Here is a 16,836-nt window from a genome sequence, read left to right as displayed (position 1 = left end):
ACCCTCGATGAATTGCAGAACTTTCAGCCCCTTGAAATCAAAGATTTTCCATGTTGAACAGGATTGGAAAAGGCAGGGGGCTTGCCGGCGGCTATCCTGCTTTCCTTCAAATTTCCAAGCTTGAACAGGAAAGTCCAAAATCATCCATGTGTAAGCCCCGGCGTCTTCGGTTGTTCGGGGACCGACAAATTGGATCTGGATCGAGAGACTGCTGCCGCCGTCAGTCCGCCGCTCGCAGGTCGGCCAAGTGGCTGAATTCCGATACGACCCGATCGTAGACGGCGCGTTTGAAGGGCACGATCAGCCCAGGCAGCTCGTGCATGGATTTCCACTCCCAGGCATCAAACTCTGGCTCGTGGCCGCCGGGCGGCGGGTTGATGGCGATTTCGCTTTCATCGCCTTCGAAGCGAAAGGCGAACCAGCGTTGCGTCTGGCCGCGAAACTTTCCTTTGAGGCCGATGCCGATCAGTTGCGGCGGCAGATCATAGTTGATCCAATCTCTCGCCTCCGCGAGCAAGGTCACAGTTCTGATACCGGTTTCTTCGTAGAGTTCGCGGTATGCCGCTTCGAGCGGATCCTCGCCCTTGTCGATACCACCTTGCGGCATTTGCCACAGTTGTGGTGAGCCATCATATTCGGAATTGCCAACCGGGACACGCCGGCCTGCCCATACAAGCCCGTCACGGTTGAGGATCATCACGCCGACGCAGGGACGGTAAGGAAGGTCTTCGGCTTTGATTGTCGCCTGATTCACGGGGTGCTCCTCAAGGATTTTTAGGATCTGCAGCAAGAGCAGCAACACCGACGATCTCGATGCCGCGCATGCCTGCCTCTTCGCTCCATTTGGATATTGCCTCAATACTCTCGTCGAAAGCCGCCGCAACACCAATTGCCTGGCCGTTGCGCTTGGCAATGCGCTCAAGCTCGTCAAGCCTCTGCAGGATAGCGTTGACATCGACCTGACCATCGAGCTGCAGGTCCGCAAAAGCATAGGGAAGCTTTGTTCCCTTCGCCACAGCTTCCGTCTTTGATTGCGCAGACGAACCGTCGTCGAGAAACAGCAATCCGCGCTTGCCGATATCGCGCATCACCGGCTCCATGGCATCGGGATTGGAGAGGAAACGCCCTCCCAGATAGTTCATGATGCCCGTATAATTGGTGATTTCGCCCATCGCGCGGTGCAGGTTCTCGATATTCCTTGCTGGCGACTTCGAGGTCAGCAGCGTCTCGGGGCCGGGATCGTTTGCCGGGTAATCGAAGGGCTCCAGTGGAACCTGCAGGAGGATCTCATGGCCACTGCGGCGCGCTTCCTGCATCCAACGCTGCAGGCTGTTGCCGCTCGCGGCGAAGGCGAAGGTGACTTCCTCCGGAAGTTCCTTGATGGCGCGCTGCGTACCCGTCTGACTGAGGCCGAGACCGCTGACCACGATCGCCACACGGGTGCCGCGTGCGCCCGACCATGGACGCGCATACTGATCCATCGGGCGACGGCCATCCGGCCCGATTACGGGTAGGCGGCCAAATTGGCTGTCTTCCAGAAGGCTCTCATTCGGCATCGCTGCCATGCGCGGATCCTGGCCGACCTGCATGGCGTCTACCAGCGCCGGGCCGTTATCATCGCGTGGCCGCGGGCTGTATTTGGTCACAACCGAGCCGTCCCCGGTCACCATCCGCTCGACATTCGCACCGGAATGCGGATCGGAGCGAGGCATGTCATTTGCGGCCTGGCTCTGCGTCTGGGGGGTCTGGACGGTATCTGTGGGTGGTGACGCGGCTGGATCTGCCACAGGCGACTGTGTCCGCTGAAGGCCATCGTCACTGAGCATCGTGTAGAGAGAAAAGCCGCCGATCGCGATCAGGCAGAGGCTGGCGGCAATCCGGCCGATCCGCAGGATATTCGGCCGCTTTCGGCCAGCCTTGCGGTTCTGGCCCAATGGTGCATGCAAATCCGTTCCCAATTTCCTCGCCCGCTCCAAAACCGGGAAACAGCAAAAAATCAGGCCGGATCAAAAATCCGGCCTGATGACCCATGAAAGTTACTTGGCGGAAACCGCCTTGTCCGGATTCGGGGGGAAGGCCGGGTCGGTCTTCTTGCCGCGAAGCAGGTCGAACGCATAATTCAACTGCACGTCGTCCTTCGGATCCGGGGGAACATAGGCAACGGAACCTGAGCCTTCATCGGTCTCGCTCTGACCCTTGATATGGCCGCGCAGGCTGGATTCGCCTTCGGTTGCCATCTTGTCCTTCAGATCGTCCGGCAGCGGCTCTTCGACCTTGATGTCCGGCGTAATGCCGGTGCCCTGAATCGAGCGGCCCGACGGCGTGTAGTAAAGCGCGGTCGTCAAGCGGAGTGCGCCGTTTTCGCCAAGCGGAATGATCGTCTGGACGGAGCCCTTGCCGAAGGACCTCGTGCCGAGAACAGTCGCGCGGCGTAGATCCTGCAGGGCACCGGCGACGATTTCCGAAGCGGAGGCCGAGCCGCCGTTGACGAGCACGATCACCGGCTTGCCATCCGTGAGATCGCCCGGGCCGGCATTGAAGCGGCGGGTCTCGTCCGGATTGCGGCCGCGGGTCGAGACCACTTCGCCGCGCTGCAGCAGAGCGTCAGAAACCTTGATTGCCTGATCGAGCAGACCGCCGGGATTGAGACGCAGATCGAGCACATAACCCTTGAGCTTGTCGGCCGGAACCGTCGCCTTGATCTTGGCGATCGCCTTTTCGAGGTCCGGATAGGTCTTTTCGGTGAAGGAGATGACCCGGAGATAGCCGACATCATCCTCGACGCGAGACTTGACGGCCTGTACGGCGACGATGTCGCGAACGATCGTCAACTCGATCGGCTTATCCGCACCCTTGCGGATGAGTGTGAGCTTGATCGGGGTGTTGACGGCGCCGCGCATCTTTTCGACAGCTTCTTCGAGCTTCAATCCGCGGACGGACTGGCCGTCGATCTCGGAAATATAATCGCCGGCAAGAACGCCTGCCTTGGACGCGGGCGTATCGTCGATCGGCGTGATGACCTTGACGAGTTCGTCTTCCATCGTGACTTCAATGCCGAGACCGCCGAATTCACCCTTCGTCTGGGTGCTCATATCCTCGGCATCCTTGGCATTCATATAGCTCGAATGCGGATCGAGGGACGAAAGCATGCCATTGATGGCATTTTCGATCAGTTTGTCTTCTGCCGGCGGTGTGACGTACTGGGCGCGGACGCGCTCAAAGACGTCCCCAAACACGGAGAGTTCCTTGTAGGTGGATGCCCCGGCCGCTTCGGCCGGCACTCCTGCCGCATAAATTACGCTCATGGCAGTCGCACCCATCAATGCGCCGACCAGAACAAGAGAAGCCCTACGAATCATTGCGTGCCTTTCCAGTGTCTTTGGCGGACCACCACGGTCGGGAATCGACCGGTTTTCCGTCTTTTCGAAATTCAATGTAAAGCGTTGGCCGGTTGGTTTCCAGCGCCAATGCTGTTGCGCTCGCGACTCTTTTTGCACCCATCACCGCAAGCGGCTCGCCTGCGAAAACGAATTTTCCTTGGCGCGTGCTGATTATGTCCATTCCGGAGAGGACCAAGTGATATCCGTCGCCTGCGTCGAGGATGATCATCTGGCCGTAGCTGCGGAAGGCGCCGGCGAAAACCACCAATCCATCCGCCGGCGCAGTCACCACCGTATCCGGATTGGTGGCCAGCGTCGTTCCCATGGCCTCGTGTCCAGTGCCGTCGGCGTCGCCGAACTGGCGCAGAATATCGCCCGCCACGGGCAGCTCCAATTTCGCCTTCAATTCTCCGAACGGATATGCGGGCGCAATGCGGTTTTTATCGGGCACACCGCTATCGGCAAGTGCCCTGGCCTGTGCCCGCTGCTCGTCCGTGAGCAGCTTCCGGTTCTCTTCCTCGCGCCGGGCCGCTTCAGCAGCTTCGCGCACGGAGGCAATCTCGGATTCCATCGAAGCCACGAGGCCCTCGAGGGTTGTCGCTTTGCCTGCCAGTTCCTCAGAGCGCTTCTTTTCGGCTTCGAGATCGGCAGCGTTGCTGCGGCTTAGCTTATCGTTTTCGGCAAGGAGCAGGTCCATGCGCCGCTCCTCTTCGATACCATTCGTCATGGTGGCGGTAAGATTTGCCTTCTCCACCACGCTCGCAGCCTGCAAGGCCGCGAGGTTGGCGAGATCTGCGGCAAGCTTATCGGTCTCCTTGCGCATGCCGGGCACGACAGCACCCAGCAGGATGGCGCTACGCACCGAGGCAAGCGCATCGTCCGGTGTCACAAGGAGAGCGGGCGGCGGATTGCGGCCCATGCGCTGAAGGGCGGCGAGCACTTCGGCAAGCAGCCCGCGCCGCTCATGAAGCGAGCGGCGGATGGCGTCCTCCTTGATGCCAAGGTCGGCAAGCTTCTTTTCGCTTTCGAGGATCTGTTTTTCGAGCGTCTTGCGCCGCGCGGCGGAATCGATCAGCGCCTGGCGGATGATGGTGCTGCTTTTGTCGAGATCGGCGATGCTTTTTTGCAGCGCTGCCACTCTATCTGACGAAAGATTGATCGTTTTTGATATGGCCTCGAGCTCGGTGCGGGTCTCGTCGCGCTTTTTTTTGAGCTCGGCGGCCGGGTCCGGCAACGTCTGATCGGCCTGTTGAGATGTTCCAGCCACAGGCGCTGCGACTGGTGCATCCTGGGCGAACGCGCCCGCTCCACCAAAATCGGACTGGGCGAAAATGACTGTCGCGCCGAGGCCAGCCGCGAATGCAGGCAGGATCAGTCGCGTTCGCTTGCGGGCAGTTCTCGTCATGCGTGTTCAGGGGCAACTTTCAAATCGCGCGGAGACTATGCCGATTTGCCGTCATTTGCCAGAAAGATTGGCGAACAAGGCCACACTTGGCAAAACACGGCTGCGTGACTGATCAGACGCGGTGATAGGGGTGACCGGAAAGGATAGTGACGGCACGGTAGAGCTGTTCGGCAATGAGCGTCCTCACCAACTGATGCGGCCAGGTCATCTTGCCGAGGCATAGGGTCATGTCGGCACGGTCGTAAAGCGCGGGGTCAAGGCCGTCGGCTCCGCCGATGGCAATCATCAGATCCCGTTTTCCCTGGTCGCGATAGTTGCCGAGGACCTTTGCAAAAGCTTCGCTGTCCAACGCCTTGCCGCGTTCGTCAAGGAGAATGAGAATGCTGCCTTCAGCCATCGTCTTTTGAAGCATGGCCGCCTCTTCGCGCTTGCGCGTTTCTGCATTGGCGGCGCGACTCTCAGCAACCTCGGCAACGCGGGAGAATTCGAGACCGATCGCAGGACCAGCCTTGGCAAAACGGTCGAAATAGCGGGCCGCAAGATCCTTCTCGGGGCCGGACTTCAGCCGTCCCACCGCAAAAAGACCAACCCGCATCCATCCGCTCCTGTCATGCGCCGCGAAGGCACAATACCGGCTTTGGGCCGGGTTCTCATGTTTCCGGCCTGTTTACTGCCGCGCTCAGGCGCCGGACAAGCCGGCCCGCCTATCAGTGCCGCGTTTCTTCATCCATATCCGGCGCTGCCCACATCTTTTCGATGTTGTAGAACTCGCGGATTTCGGGGCGGAAGACGTGCACGATGATATCGCCGGTGTCGATCAGGACCCAATCACCGCCGTCCTTGCCCTCAACGCGGGCTGCGCCAAAGCCCTCGTCTTTCAAGTCGGTGAGCAGATGATCCGCGATCGCCAGGACATGGCGGTTCGATCGGCCGGAGACGACGACCATATAGTCCCCCAGCGCAGATTTCCCAGCAATGTCGATGGTGACGATATCTTCAGCTTTGGAGTCCTCAAGGCTCGTGAGGACAGCTTGCAGAGCGCGGGCGGCGGCATCGGCGCCACGTTCCAGGCTCTTCGGGACAACGGCGAGCGTTCTTCCCTTGGCGTGTACTGTTGTCAGTGCTTTTCCTTTCCTGCAATAACAGAACATGCGCATCACTGATTTGGGCGAACCAAATCATGGTTAAGATAGGCATCAAACCGTTAATCTTTCAAGACACGAGCCGGTTATCATTTCGCGAAGACTTAAATTCGCGTTCAAGATTTATGTCGTTACCGGCTGCAAGGCGGCTGTGTACAGCGCCAACGGCCAAGCGTAAAGTGGCTGCGATTTTCCGTAACTGCAGAACCGAATGGACACTACCGCCAGACATCAACTCGTTCCCATCCTACGCATCAGCTTTCCGCACGAGGATCGCCTAGGCCGCGGCAAGATGGAACTCCTGGAGCACATCCGCGAAACCGGCTCGATCTCGGCAGCCGGCAGGGCGATGGACATGTCCTACCGGCGCGCCTGGTTGCTCGTCAGCGACATGAACCGCATGTTCAACGCGCCGGTAGTCGAATCCCAGCGCGGCGGCCAGAAGGGTGGCGGCGCTGCGCTGACGCCATTTGGCGAGGAGTTGCTGTCGCGGTTCCGGCATATGGAAGACGCCATGCGAACAGCCCTTGCGGGTGATCTTGCCTGGCTGGAAGGCAACCGCAGTCAGGCCGAGGCGGCAAGAAAATAGTCAAGGCTGCAGCGCGACTGTCTTGATGACAGCGAAGACAGGCTTGTTGGGCACAAGATCGAGCCTTTCAACGGACAATGCGGTGATACGCGACAGGATGATATCGCCGCCGCAGTCGATCTGCACCTCGACCGTTCCGTCTTGCGCAGGCGATATCTGTCGGATGATGCCGTCGATAATATTCAACGCGCTTAAACCCTCCGGCCTGACGGTCGCCAGCATGACATCGCGGGAAGGAATGTGGACGCGAACGCGCTTGCCCGGCGACACCGTGGCACCCGGCACATAAAGGCGGGACGTCTTCAATGCGAGCGTCGCAAGGCGATGTTTTTCATCGAAGCTTTCGACAGCACCTTCCAGAAGGGCACCTGCTTCGCGCCGGTCTTCGGCCGCCGAAGGACGGCTCAGCACATCGGTCGCGCTGCCCGCCGCCTCAATCTTGCCGTCGCGCATCACAACGACCTGATTGGCGAGGCGCGCCACTTCTGAAATCGAATGGCTGACATAGACGATCGGAATCTGCGTCTCGTCACGCAGACGTTCGAGATAGGGCAGGATCTCGGCTTTGCGGGCCTCGTCAAGCGCTGCGAGCGGTTCGTCCATCAGCAAAAGACGCGGAGAGGAAAGCAGCGCACGGCCGATCGCCACCCGTTGCTTTTCTCCGCCTGAGAGATTGGAAGGGCTTCGATCGAGCAGGCTTTCGATGCCGAGCAGGTCGACGATGTGGTCAAAGTTGCCGGTTGGCGAAACCTTCGGCGCGAACCAGCTTCCATAGGAGAGGTTCTTTCGAACGCTCAAGTGCGGGAAGAGCCTGCCATCCTGGAAGACATAGCCAAAACGGCGGCGATGGCGGGGAACGAAGATGCCTTTGCCCGTGTCGGTGAGTGGCGTACCGTCCAGGAGAACCCGGCCTTCATCCGGTCGGACGAGGCCGGCAATGATGCGGATCATCGAGGTCTTGCCCGAACCGGACCGGCCGAAGAGGGCCGTCACGCCGACTTCGGAGGTAAAGGCTGCATCAAGGGCGAAGGCGCCGAAGCGGTGCCTGGTTTCGATGGTGAGCGTCATTCCGGTTCTATCCTCCGGCCCGCGAGATGCGCCATGAATTCAGACGCCAGCAGCGCTGACATGGAGATGACGATAGCAACCAGGGTGAGGCGCATAGCGCCGGCGTCGCCGCCTGGGACCTGGGTGAATGTGTAGATGGCGGAAGACAGCGTCTGCGTCTCACCCGGGATGTTCGATACGAAAGTGATGGTTGCGCCAAATTCGCCCATGGCCTTGGCAAAGGACAGGATCATCCCGACGATGATTCCAGGCGTCGTCAGCGGCAGCGTGACGGTGAGGAAAACCCATAGCGGGCTCGCGCCAAGGGTGCCCGCCGCTTCCTCGATCCTGCGGTCGATTGCCTCGATCGAAAGCCGTATGCTTCGGACCATCAGCGGGAACCCCATGACCGCACAGGCGAGAGCTGCGCCTGTCCAACGGAAGGAAAAGACGATCCCGAAATATTGATCCAGCAAGCTGCCGATCGGTCCCCTGCGGCCGAAGAGGATCAGAAGAATGAAGCCGGTGACGACCGGCGGAAGGATCAGCGGCAGATGAACGATGCCATTGACAACACTCTTGCCATAGAAGCGGCCGCGGGCAAGAAGCAGCGCAACCGCAATGCCGAACGGCAGGCTCGCGAACATGGCGACAACGGAAACCCGCAGGCTGAGCAAGATCGCCGTCCACTCATCATTGCTCAGGCCAAAATCCAAGTTGGGTATCTCCGATAGATCGGTTCGAAGCTGGAGGATAAAATCCCTATTCACTTCAAGATCGTAAAGCCCTGCGCAGTAAAGAAGCGGGCGGCGTTCTCCGACTTTAGAAACTTTAGATAGGCAACCGCGTCCGGGTTCTTGCTGGCGGCAAGCAGGGCGATGGGGTAAATGATCGGCGGATGCGAATCGGCTGGAAACATGCCGACGATTGCGACGCCTTTATCTGCCGCCGCATCTGTCTGATAGACAATGCCATAAGGCGCTTCGCCGCGGGAGACGAGCGCAAGAGCAGCGCGCACGCTTTGCGCACCGGCAATCTTCGGCTCCACCGATGTCCAGACGCCGAGCTTTTCGAGCGCGGCCTTGCCGTATTTGCCGGCGGGGACGGATGTCACTTCTCCCATGGCGAGCCTGCCATCGCCAAGAAGACCGGAAAGATCGAAACCCGGCTTGATATCGACCTGCCTTGCCTTATCGCTGGCGGTCACCAGCACGATGCGGTTGCCAAGGAAGTCTGCGCGGGTGTCTTCCCTGATCAGGCCTTTCTTGCCGACGTAGTCCATCCAGTCGAGATCGGCGGGGATGAAGATATCGGCTGGTGCGCCACTTTCGATCTGCTTGGCGAGTGCGGAGCTCGCTGCATAGGAAGCGACGGCTTCCTTGCCACTTTCCTTTGCCCAGGCTGCATTTGCGGCATCAAGCGCATTCTTGAGGCTCGCCGCCGCAAAGACGGTAATTCTATCTGTGGCGCCTGCTGGTTGCGGCAGCAGCCCGGCAACGCCAATCCAGGCCACGGAAAACATCCCGACGACGCGTTTCATCCATTGCCGGCGATTATGCATACCTTCAATTCTCCTTCGAAATATTCAGAGGAATATATCGATATCGATAGAATTGGCTAGGGATATGTTTTGAGGAATATATCGTCTTCCAGATTGTTTGACATCGGCCAGGCGGACGGCGGCTTGCCGCAGTACAGCCGGTTCCCTTGAGATGGCCGACGGTTGGGGCGTGCGGTCGATGAGAACCTGATCAGGGGTGATAGTACCCAACTGAAGGCAGGTGAAATCAAGGAGAGTGTCGGTGAAATTCGCCTCTTCGGCGTCGACGGAGGACATATGCTGCCGCATGTGGTAGCCGACAGCCGGCTCGCAATGGAATTGACTGGCCGAGCACGGGCAATCGAATTCGATGACACCTTCAACCCAGCCAGGCCTGAAGTCACGGTCATCGAGGCGGTCTACAACAGGCAGCGCCTGCACTCTGCGCTCGACTATCTCTCGCCGGACGCTACGAAACTGGTCTCATGCAACCACGGCAAAAGACAGCAAACGCAATCCACAGCGGGGAGAACTATTAGGGCAGGCGGGCAGCGTAGGTGGTTGTATGTCCACTGGTTGTGCATGATTTTTTAATGAAAATACTTGCAATGCGCGCACCAAGTCCTGTTTTGAAGGACAGGTGGAAAACATGGCCAGATTAGAGGAACTGAAACAGCATCTGACCCCGGGCAAGGTCTACCGCAGGGCGGACCTGACACGATGGACGACGTCTGTGGACCGAGATCTCCGGAAGTTGCTGGACGCCGGCGAGCTGACCAAGCTCTCCGGCGGTGTCTACCTGCGCCCGAAAACGACGGCCTTCGGTCGCGCCCCGGCTAACGACCACGATCTGGTCGAAGCGTTTCTCAAGGACAAGCGGTTTTTGATGCTGACGCCGAATGCATATAATGCTCTCGGTGTCGGCGCCACGCAGCTTTACAATGAAACCGTCGTCTACAACAGGAAGCGGCATGGCCGCTTCAAGCTTGGAAACCGGCTCTACGATTTCCGGATGAAGCCTGAATTTCCAGCGGTTGCAACGAAAGAGTTCCTGCTCGTCGATCTGGTCAACAATCTCAAGCGGCTTGCCGAAGACGAAACTCAGGTGCTTGAGCGGGTGAGGACAGAAGCCAGAAAGCTCGATCAGGATGCCCTGCGGCAGGCGCTGAAGACTATGGCGGCGTGCGCGCGAAGAAGTTCTTCAGAGACGTCCTTGCCGACTTGAAAGTTGCTAATGGCTGATTACCTGCACCGGCACCCAGAATTTGCAGACCTGCTCCGCATCGTCGGGGAGGAGATGGGCATTCTGCCTGCTCTCGTCGAGAAGGACTAAGACATAGGCTGCCGCGTAGTCATCACCCTTTTTCTCACGTTGCTTCCGCTTTTCGACCGCAAGCTGAACGAGGGCCAGAGGATCGCCACCTCCCGGCCGAAGGAGCGGTGGAGCCGGCATTCGTACAAAAGGAGGCAGCAAACATTGGCAAAGCCGTCCGTCGCCGTGTGTCACACCCTCATTGGACAAGCCGGACGGCGCCGAGATTATTGATCTCGTTGTTCGCCAGTTCCGACTTGCAATCGAGCTTGAAAGTGCTGTTGCCGGTCATGGTAATTTTCTGGGCGATGATTCGGACGCAGTCGCCAGACGTCGTACCATTGCCGGAATAATCGACTTCTTCGGCTGCTGGCATGTAGATGATGCCGCTGATGTTCGAGTTGCTGTTGCCATTGATCACTGCGGAGGCAGTGTTGTCGCGGTCGGCGACGATAACGAAACCCGCCCATGGCCCCGATGTCGGGGCAGTGACGTTAACGGTCGAACCGCCATGAATGTCGATTTCAGCGCCGTTGAGCAGGAAGAATGTGACCCCTTCGCCAGTGATGACCGACTGGCTCCCGAAACTCAGCTTGCCCCCGTCGATGATATAGTCACCGGGTTGCAGCTTCACAGCGCCCTTGATTTGGAGACCCTTGTACGTCCCGGGCTCCAGTTCGCCCGAGCCGTTGTTCTTGGCCAACGTCCCTGCTTTCGGCATCGTTTTGAGTCTGAACGGGTCAAGGGCCGCTGCCGTTCCCTCGTACGGCTTGTCGCATTCGAGATCGATTTTGTACGGCGAGGCGGAGACCTTGCCTGGCGTATAAAGACATTCCGTCTTCAGGCTTCCTGATCCACCGACATAGATGGCTTCGTTGCTGCGCGAGTTCGCGGTGATCGCACACTTCGACGTGTCGACCTTCGAACTGCCGGTAACCTCGAAGGCGCGATCTGCCGTCGGGCTGAGCGCGAGAATGCAGGCTTCGTTGCCCGCTTGGTAAGCGGTGCTACTGCGGCGGGAGATAGGGAATGATAATCGAGTCAGGAATACCGGGTGGTAGTTGACTGCATAGTCAGCCGTCGCCATTACCTGCTGTCCCGCCAGGGAATAGGCGATATGCAAAGATGGAGGTTCCGCTGCCGGGGTGATTGCATCCTTGCCCTGAGAGACGGCACCCGCCCCTTGGTAATTGCCGAAGAACATTTCGTTCGCCAATTGAGTGGCTTCCGCCTCGCTGTAGCCCTCGCCGTAAAGGCGCACCGCCGCAAGCGTGGCGCTGTCCAGCGCCTCCTGCAACTTGTCAGCCTCGAAACTGGCATTAACGAAGTCGATCGCGACGGAAGCCGCCCCCAGTAAGGGAACGATTGCAACCGCAGTCAGGATTGCAAAGTTGCCCACCTCGTCGCGAATAAATCGATCGACATGCCGTTTGAGAACTTCACGCATTGGTGTGCCCCAGTTCCGAGTAGCCAAGCCGACACATTAGATGTTAGCGATATACGATTGATTGCCTCTTTCATTCGAATTGTACGTATCCCAAAGAATACAAATCCTACCCGTATGCCGAAACGCTCCCGCTTTTGCGGATCCGGGAACAGTTGGACTTATCCAGCGCAAGTGCTCATGCGCAGGTCATCAATTTGTTCGGCAAGTAGCAGTCACGCGGAAAACGCCGGGCAGGTGCTCCGAGCTACGAGGGCCAAGGTGGCCGAGGTAGGCGGAGTCGGTTGGCAGGCGGCTCGGGAGTCCAGACCCAATTGCTCCAGCATCGCAGGCCGCGTCGGGCCAAATGCTGCCCTGCCGTGGTCGTGTTTGCTAACTAAACCCGAACATATGTGGACCAGTCGGCAGCCGCTACGGCGTGACGCGACATCGCTTGACGTATCTGGCCTGATCCTATCTTCGTTGGTTTTGCGCCCTCTCCGGCTTGAGGACCGCTCCGCCCTCGTTTTTGGACTAGGATTCCGCTCACGTGGATATCCTATGAGAAGGGTCTACTGTGCAAACGGGTTAAGCCATCTTCCCAATGCCGCAAAAAGCGGCAACACTGCGGTGTGAATTCGAGGAGCCTTGCGCCCATCGCATTGCTGCAATGCAATATACGATATTCCAGTTTTCTGAAGTTGTGATAAAACATACTTATCGAAACGGCGATCTCCTCCTCCCAAAGCCGTTAGATATGGGTCGGCAGCACTCCTCCTCCCAGCTGTCGATCAAGTTTATAAAGCCCGACGGATCCTCCCCCGTCGGGCTTTTCATTTGTCAGCCTTCCTGAAATTGCCGCTACTCAGCCGCTTTGCGAATAGCGGTCGAACTCAATGCCGATCGCGGGCCATGAATAAAGGTCCAGGCAGGGGCGGATTTTTTCCAGAGCACACGGGCATCGTCCTCGTCGATACGGGCGAAGTCGAAGGTCTTTGCCATTTTCGACGAGAGATAGGAAAGCGTCGCCCCGGGTCGATCAATGACGGCGATCGGGAAGGTGCGCGCGATCACTTGCCACTTTTGCCATTTGTGGAAGGCCTGCAGGCTGTCGGCACCCATGATCCAGATGAAATGGATGTTTGGATTGCGCGCCTTTACCCTGGCGAGTGTATTTGCCGTGTAACTGACGCCGAATGCCTGTTCGAATGCAGTCACCTTGATATGCGGATCGGTTGTGATCGCTTCGCTGAGTGCGATCCGCTCGGCAAGCGGCGCAAGATGATTGCGGTCCTTCAGCGGATTGCCAGGCGTCACCATCCACCAAAGTTGGTCGAGGCCAAGGCGCCGTATGGCGATCTCCGCAACCAGCGCATGCCCCTGGTGCGGTGGATTAAAGGATCCGCCGAAAAGACCGACGACCATGCCGCGCTCGGTGTGCGGCATCCGAAGGTAGCGACGGTCTATTTCGTCTGTCGTCACGTCAGGGCCGCGTTTGTCCGGTGCCGCGCACGCGGTATTTGAAGGAGGTAAGCTGCTCGACACCAACAGGACCGCGGGCATGCATCTTGCCCGTCGCAATGCCGATTTCCGCACCCATGCCAAACTCGCCGCCGTCGGCGAATTGTGTGGAAGCGTTGTGCAGCAAAATGGCCGAATCGATCTCGGTGAAGAATCGCTCGACGACGGCCGGATCATCCGCGATCACGGCTTCCGTATGGTTCGACGAATAGTTTTGGATATGTGCGATCGCGCCGGAAATGCCGTCCACGACGGCGACGGAAATGACTGCATCGAGATATTCGGTCGACCAATCCTCCTCGGTCGCCGGCTTCATGCCCGGGGCAACCTTCAACACCGTCGCGGATGCGCGGATTTCACAGCCGGCCTCGGCCAGCACTTCGAGAAGCGGTGTCAGATGCGTGCCGATTGCAGCGCCGTCGACAAGCAGGGTTTCCACGGCACCGCAGATGCCTGTGCGGCGCATCTTGGCGTTGACGATGATCCTCTTTGCCATTTCGATATCGGCAGACTTGTCTACATAGATGTGGCAAAGGCCATCGAGGTGAGCAAAAACCGGCACGCGAGCTTCGTTCTGCACGCGGGCGACAAGGCTCTTGCCGCCGCGCGGCACGATGACGTCGATTGCACCTTCCAAGCCCCGCAGCATGGCGCCGACGGCGGCACGGTCCGAAACCGGAACGAGCTGTATGGCATGCTCCGGAAGATCGGCTGCCTTCAGCCCTTCAACGAGGCAGGCATGGATTGCCTGCGACGAACGGCGCGAATCCGAACCGCATCGCAGGATCACAGCATTGCCTGCCTTCAGGCAAAGCGCACCGGCATCTGCCGTCACATTCGGCCGGCTTTCGAAGATGACGCCGATGACGCCGAGAGGTGTGCGGACCCGCTCGATCTTCAGTCCGTTCGGCCGATCCCAGGCGGCGATCACTTCGCCGACCGGGTCCTTCAGCGCGGCAATCGCCCGAATGCCTTCCGCCATTTCCGTGATGCGCTGGTCATTCAGTGTCAGGCGGTCGATGAAGGAGGCAAGCATATCGGTGCCAGCGACATCCTTCAGATCCTTGGCGTTTTCGGCAAGGATATGCTCCTTGCTTGCGAGGATCGCGTCGGCCATCGCATTCAGCGCCTTGTTCTTGGCCTCGGTGGACGCAAAGCCTAACGGTCGTGCCGCAGCCTTGGCCTTGCGGCCGATGTCGTTCATCAGCGCGTCAATGTCAGGGCTGTGCACAACGGTCTCAAGCATGGGCCGTGTCCTTCTTCTGTCTTTCCGATTTCGAATTTACCTGTGACGTCATCACCATATCGTCGCGATGGATCATGGCAGTACGGCCGGGATAACCGAGGATCGCTTCGATCTCCGTTGATTTGCGGCCAACGATCTGGCGGGCGTCTTCTGCGTCGTAGCTGACGAGGCCGCGGGCGATCTCGCGCCCAGAAGGGCCGATGATTGCCACGGTGTCCCCTCGGCTAAAAAGCCCGATCACCTTGCGAACGCCGGCGGGAAGCAGGCTCTTGCCCGCACCCAGCGCCGCCACGGCGCCGTCGTCGACATGCAGTTCTCCGGCTGGCTGCAACTGACCTGCAATCCAGGTCTTGCGGGCGGTTACGGGGGTGCCGGAGGGTGCAAACCAGGAGGAACGTGCGCCGTTCGAAATCGCCGATAGCGGGCTATCCGTTTTGCCGGAAGCGATGATCATTGCGCAGCCCGACGTCGTCGCGATCTTGCCGGCGTCGATCTTCGTGCGCATGCCGCCGCGCGACAGTTCGGAAGCGGCGCCGCCTGCCATGGCTTCGATCTCCGGAGTAATCTCGGCGATCGTCTCGAGGAATTCCGCCCCTGGATCGAGGTGCGGCGGCGCCGTATAAAGCCCATCGATATCGGATAGAAGGATCAGCAGGTCGGCGCCCGTCATCGTTGCGACACGGGCCGCGAGGCGATCATTGTCGCCGTATCGGATTTCGCTGGTCGCGACGGTGTCGTTCTCATTGATGATCGGAACAGCGCCGATCTTCAGCAACTGGTTGATCGTGGCGCGGGCGTTCAAATAGCGGCGGCGTTCTTCAGTATCGCCGAGCGTCAGCAGGATTTGGCCCGCCACGATCTCATCCCGCGATAGGCTTTCCGACCAGGCACGCGCGAGCGAAATCTGGCCGACGGCTGCGGCCGCCTGGCTTTCCTCCAGTTTCAGCGCTCCAGAAGGCAGATCGAGCACTGAGCGGCCGAGCGCGATAGCGCCCGAGGAGACGACGAGCACATCCGCGCCTTTTGCTTTCAAACCGGCGATGTCGGCGCACATCGCATCGAGCCATGCCTTCTTGAGCCCGGTCTTGCGGTCAACAAGGAGTGCTGAGCCGATCTTGATGACGATGCGGCGGTAGCGTTCGAGCGGCTTACGCGTCGTCATCCGTTCTGTCCTCGTCGGCCGCGATCATGTCGCGATGCCGCAGCTTCGGCGCTTTGGCCGGCTTCTCGCCGCCCGCATTCGCTTCGACAATGATGTCGCGCAAAGCTCGCAGAACCTCGGTCATGCCCTTGCCCGTTGCGGCCGAAATCTGGAACGGCGTCTTGCCGCAAGCCTTGGCGAGCTCCTTCGTCTTCTTCTTCAGCGTCGCGTCATCGAGCACGTCGATTTGTGAGAGCGCAACGATTTCCGCTTTGTCGGTCAGTTCGTTACCATAGGCCTCAAGCTCGTTCTTCACAGTTGTATAGGCTTTGCCAACCTTTTCCTCCTGGGCCGAGACCAGATGCAGCAGCACGCGAGTACGCTCGACATGGCCGAGGAACCGGTCGCCGATGCCGACGCCCTCGTGCGCGCCTTCGATCAGCCCCGGGATGTCGGCGAGAATGAATTCCTGTCCGTCGATGGTTGCCACGCCGAGATTCGGATGCAGCGTGGTGAAGGGATAATTGGCGATCTTCGGCCGCGCGCGGGTGACTGCCGCCAGGAAAGTCGACTTTCCGGCATTGGGCAGACCGACGAGGCCGGCGTCCGCAATCAGCTTCAGATGCAGCCAGATCGTCTTTTCCTCGCCAGGCAGGCCGGGATTTGCCCAATCCGGTGCCTGATTGACCGAGGACTTGAAATGCGCATTCCCAAAGCCGCCGTTGCCGCCGGCGGCAAGCCGGAAACGCTGTCCTTCTTCCGTCAGGTCGCAGATCAGCGTTTCCTGGTCTTCTTCGAGCACCTGTGTTCCGACCGGGACCTTGAGCGTCACGTCGTCGCCATTGGCGCCGGTGCGGTTTTTGCCCATGCCGTGCATGCCGATCTTGGCCTTGAAATGCTGCTGGTAGCGGAAGTCGATCAGCGTGTTGAGGCCGTTGACGGCTTCAACCCAGACATCGCCGCCGCGTCCGCCGTCGCCGCCGTCCGGTCCGCCGAACTCGATGAATTTCTCGCGCCGGAACGAGACGCTGCCTGCGCCCCCGTCACCGGAACGGATATAGACCTTTGCTTCGTCGAGAAATTTCATTTT

General features: G+C 59.3%; 17 protein-coding genes. 2 read left to right on the top strand and 15 right to left on the bottom strand.

Annotated features, from left to right (window positions below):
* Positions 1–220 precede the first annotated feature (220 nt).
* The 6 genes from ISN39_RS18815 to rsfS all read right to left on the bottom strand — a co-directional run bounded on the left by ISN39_RS18815 (position 221) and on the right by rsfS (position 5,936).
* Positions 221–754 (bottom strand): RNA pyrophosphohydrolase, encoded by a 534-nt coding sequence (locus tag ISN39_RS18815; RefSeq protein WP_022717546.1) that lies wholly within the window; start codon positions 752–754, stop codon positions 221–223.
* Between the two features lie 10 nt (positions 755–764).
* Positions 765–1,958, bottom strand: coding sequence for a divergent polysaccharide deacetylase family protein (locus tag ISN39_RS18810; RefSeq protein WP_194728488.1), 1,194 nt, complete (start codon positions 1,956–1,958; stop codon positions 765–767).
* Positions 1,959–2,036: 78 nt separating this feature from the next.
* The gene (locus tag ISN39_RS18805; protein ID WP_074070065.1) at positions 2,037–3,359 is read right to left on the bottom strand and encodes a S41 family peptidase; all 1,323 of its coding nucleotides are present in this window, start codon (positions 3,357–3,359) and stop codon (positions 2,037–2,039) included.
* Entirely contained in the window at positions 3,349–4,755 is a 1,407-nt protein-coding gene (locus ISN39_RS18800; RefSeq protein WP_194730254.1) for a murein hydrolase activator EnvC, read from the bottom strand. Before ISN39_RS18800 ends, ISN39_RS18805 begins: the two co-directional genes overlap by 11 nt.
* Positions 4,756–4,897: 142 nt before the next feature.
* Positions 4,898–5,380: a 23S rRNA (pseudouridine(1915)-N(3))-methyltransferase RlmH gene (gene rlmH / locus ISN39_RS18795; RefSeq protein WP_074070064.1), complete on the bottom strand. Its 483-nt coding sequence runs from the start codon at positions 5,378–5,380 to the stop codon at positions 4,898–4,900.
* A 112-nt stretch (positions 5,381–5,492) separates the two neighbouring features.
* Positions 5,493–5,936, bottom strand: a complete 444-nt coding sequence (rsfS, locus tag ISN39_RS18790; RefSeq protein WP_028740009.1) for a ribosome silencing factor — start codon at positions 5,934–5,936, stop codon at positions 5,493–5,495.
* Positions 5,937–6,138: 202 nt separating this feature from the next.
* Here rsfS and ISN39_RS18785 point away from each other — a divergent pair, with 202 nt between their 5' ends.
* A complete protein-coding gene (locus ISN39_RS18785; protein WP_074070063.1) occupies positions 6,139–6,516 on the top strand; it encodes a winged helix-turn-helix domain-containing protein in 378 nt (125 codons plus the stop codon).
* Here the strand turns inward: ISN39_RS18785 and modC are convergent, their stop codons facing one another.
* From modC to ISN39_RS18765, 4 genes are read right to left on the bottom strand one after another with little or no spacing between them, the layout of a single operon-like run.
* On the bottom strand, positions 6,517–7,584 hold the full coding sequence (gene modC / locus ISN39_RS18780) for a molybdenum ABC transporter ATP-binding protein (protein WP_194728487.1): 1,068 nt from the start codon (positions 7,582–7,584) through the stop codon (positions 6,517–6,519).
* Entirely contained in the window at positions 7,581–8,279 is a 699-nt protein-coding gene (gene modB, locus ISN39_RS18775) for a molybdate ABC transporter permease subunit (RefSeq protein ID WP_194728486.1), read from the bottom strand. Before modB ends, modC begins: the two co-directional genes overlap by 4 nt.
* 50 nt (positions 8,280–8,329) lie before the next feature.
* Positions 8,330–9,124 (bottom strand): molybdate ABC transporter substrate-binding protein, encoded by a 795-nt coding sequence (gene modA, locus ISN39_RS18770; RefSeq protein ID WP_194728485.1) that lies wholly within the window; start codon positions 9,122–9,124, stop codon positions 8,330–8,332.
* A gap of 24 nt (positions 9,125–9,148) precedes the next feature.
* The gene (locus ISN39_RS18765) at positions 9,149–9,544 is read right to left on the bottom strand and encodes a hypothetical protein (RefSeq protein WP_194728484.1); all 396 of its coding nucleotides are present in this window, start codon (positions 9,542–9,544) and stop codon (positions 9,149–9,151) included.
* Between the two features lie 208 nt (positions 9,545–9,752).
* On the opposite strand from ISN39_RS18765, the gene ISN39_RS18760 reads away from it, so the two are divergent.
* The gene (locus ISN39_RS18760) at positions 9,753–10,328 is read left to right on the top strand and encodes a hypothetical protein (RefSeq protein WP_246763250.1); all 576 of its coding nucleotides are present in this window, start codon (positions 9,753–9,755) and stop codon (positions 10,326–10,328) included.
* Positions 10,329–10,614: 286 nt separating this feature from the next.
* On the opposite strand, the gene ISN39_RS18755 is transcribed toward ISN39_RS18760, so the two are convergent.
* From ISN39_RS18755 to obgE, 5 genes are all read right to left on the bottom strand, one after another.
* Positions 10,615–11,862 carry a pilus assembly protein TadG-related protein gene (locus ISN39_RS18755; RefSeq protein ID WP_194728483.1) on the bottom strand — a complete coding sequence of 416 codons (1,248 nt, stop codon included), beginning with the start codon at positions 11,860–11,862 and terminating at the stop codon, positions 10,615–10,617.
* Between the two features lie 837 nt (positions 11,863–12,699).
* Positions 12,700–13,284: a nicotinate-nucleotide adenylyltransferase gene (locus ISN39_RS18750; RefSeq protein WP_194730253.1), complete on the bottom strand. Its 585-nt coding sequence runs from the start codon at positions 13,282–13,284 to the stop codon at positions 12,700–12,702.
* Between the two features lie 37 nt (positions 13,285–13,321).
* Complete coding sequence (locus ISN39_RS18745; RefSeq protein WP_194728482.1) at positions 13,322–14,605, bottom strand: glutamate-5-semialdehyde dehydrogenase; 1,284 nt, start codon at positions 14,603–14,605, stop codon at positions 13,322–13,324.
* Complete coding sequence (gene proB / locus ISN39_RS18740) at positions 14,598–15,767, bottom strand: glutamate 5-kinase (protein WP_194728481.1); 1,170 nt, start codon at positions 15,765–15,767, stop codon at positions 14,598–14,600. Before proB ends, ISN39_RS18745 begins: the two co-directional genes overlap by 8 nt.
* The gene (gene obgE, locus ISN39_RS18735) at positions 15,754–16,833 is read right to left on the bottom strand and encodes a GTPase ObgE (RefSeq protein ID WP_194728480.1); all 1,080 of its coding nucleotides are present in this window, start codon (positions 16,831–16,833) and stop codon (positions 15,754–15,756) included. Before obgE ends, proB begins: the two co-directional genes overlap by 14 nt.
* Between the last annotated feature and the right edge of the window lie 3 nt (positions 16,834–16,836).

The organism is Rhizobium sp. 007 (genome assembly GCF_015353075.1).
Classification (GTDB): Bacteria; Pseudomonadota; Alphaproteobacteria; order Rhizobiales; family Rhizobiaceae; genus Rhizobium.
The sequence above is the reverse complement of the archived record's forward strand: the minus strand, read 5'-3'. Positions and strand labels throughout refer to the sequence as shown.

Coding starts and splice junctions, on each gene's coding strand:
- ISN39_RS18805 (WP_074070065.1), bottom strand. CDS start 3,359: ATGATTCGTAGGGCTTCTCTTGTTCTGGTCGGCGCATTGATGGGTGCG.
- rlmH (WP_074070064.1), bottom strand. CDS start 5,380: ATGCGGGTTGGTCTTTTTGCGGTGGGACGGCTGAAGTCCGGCCCCGAG.
- rsfS (WP_028740009.1), bottom strand. CDS start 5,936: ATGTTCTGTTATTGCAGGAAAGGAAAAGCACTGACAACAGTACACGCC.
- ISN39_RS18785 (WP_074070063.1), top strand. CDS start 6,139: ATGGACACTACCGCCAGACATCAACTCGTTCCCATCCTACGCATCAGC.
- modC (WP_194728487.1), bottom strand. CDS start 7,584: ATGACGCTCACCATCGAAACCAGGCACCGCTTCGGCGCCTTCGCCCTT.
- modA (WP_194728485.1), bottom strand. CDS start 9,124: ATGCATAATCGCCGGCAATGGATGAAACGCGTCGTCGGGATGTTTTCC.
- ISN39_RS18760 (WP_246763250.1), top strand. CDS start 9,753: ATGGCCAGATTAGAGGAACTGAAACAGCATCTGACCCCGGGCAAGGTC.
- ISN39_RS18755 (WP_194728483.1), bottom strand. CDS start 11,862: ATGCGTGAAGTTCTCAAACGGCATGTCGATCGATTTATTCGCGACGAG.
- ISN39_RS18750 (WP_194730253.1), bottom strand. CDS start 13,284: ATGCCGCACACCGAGCGCGGCATGGTCGTCGGTCTTTTCGGCGGATCC.
- ISN39_RS18745 (WP_194728482.1), bottom strand. CDS start 14,605: ATGCTTGAGACCGTTGTGCACAGCCCTGACATTGACGCGCTGATGAAC.
- proB (WP_194728481.1), bottom strand. CDS start 15,767: ATGACGACGCGTAAGCCGCTCGAACGCTACCGCCGCATCGTCATCAAG.
- obgE (WP_194728480.1), bottom strand. CDS start 16,833: ATGAAATTTCTCGACGAAGCAAAGGTCTATATCCGTTCCGGTGACGGG.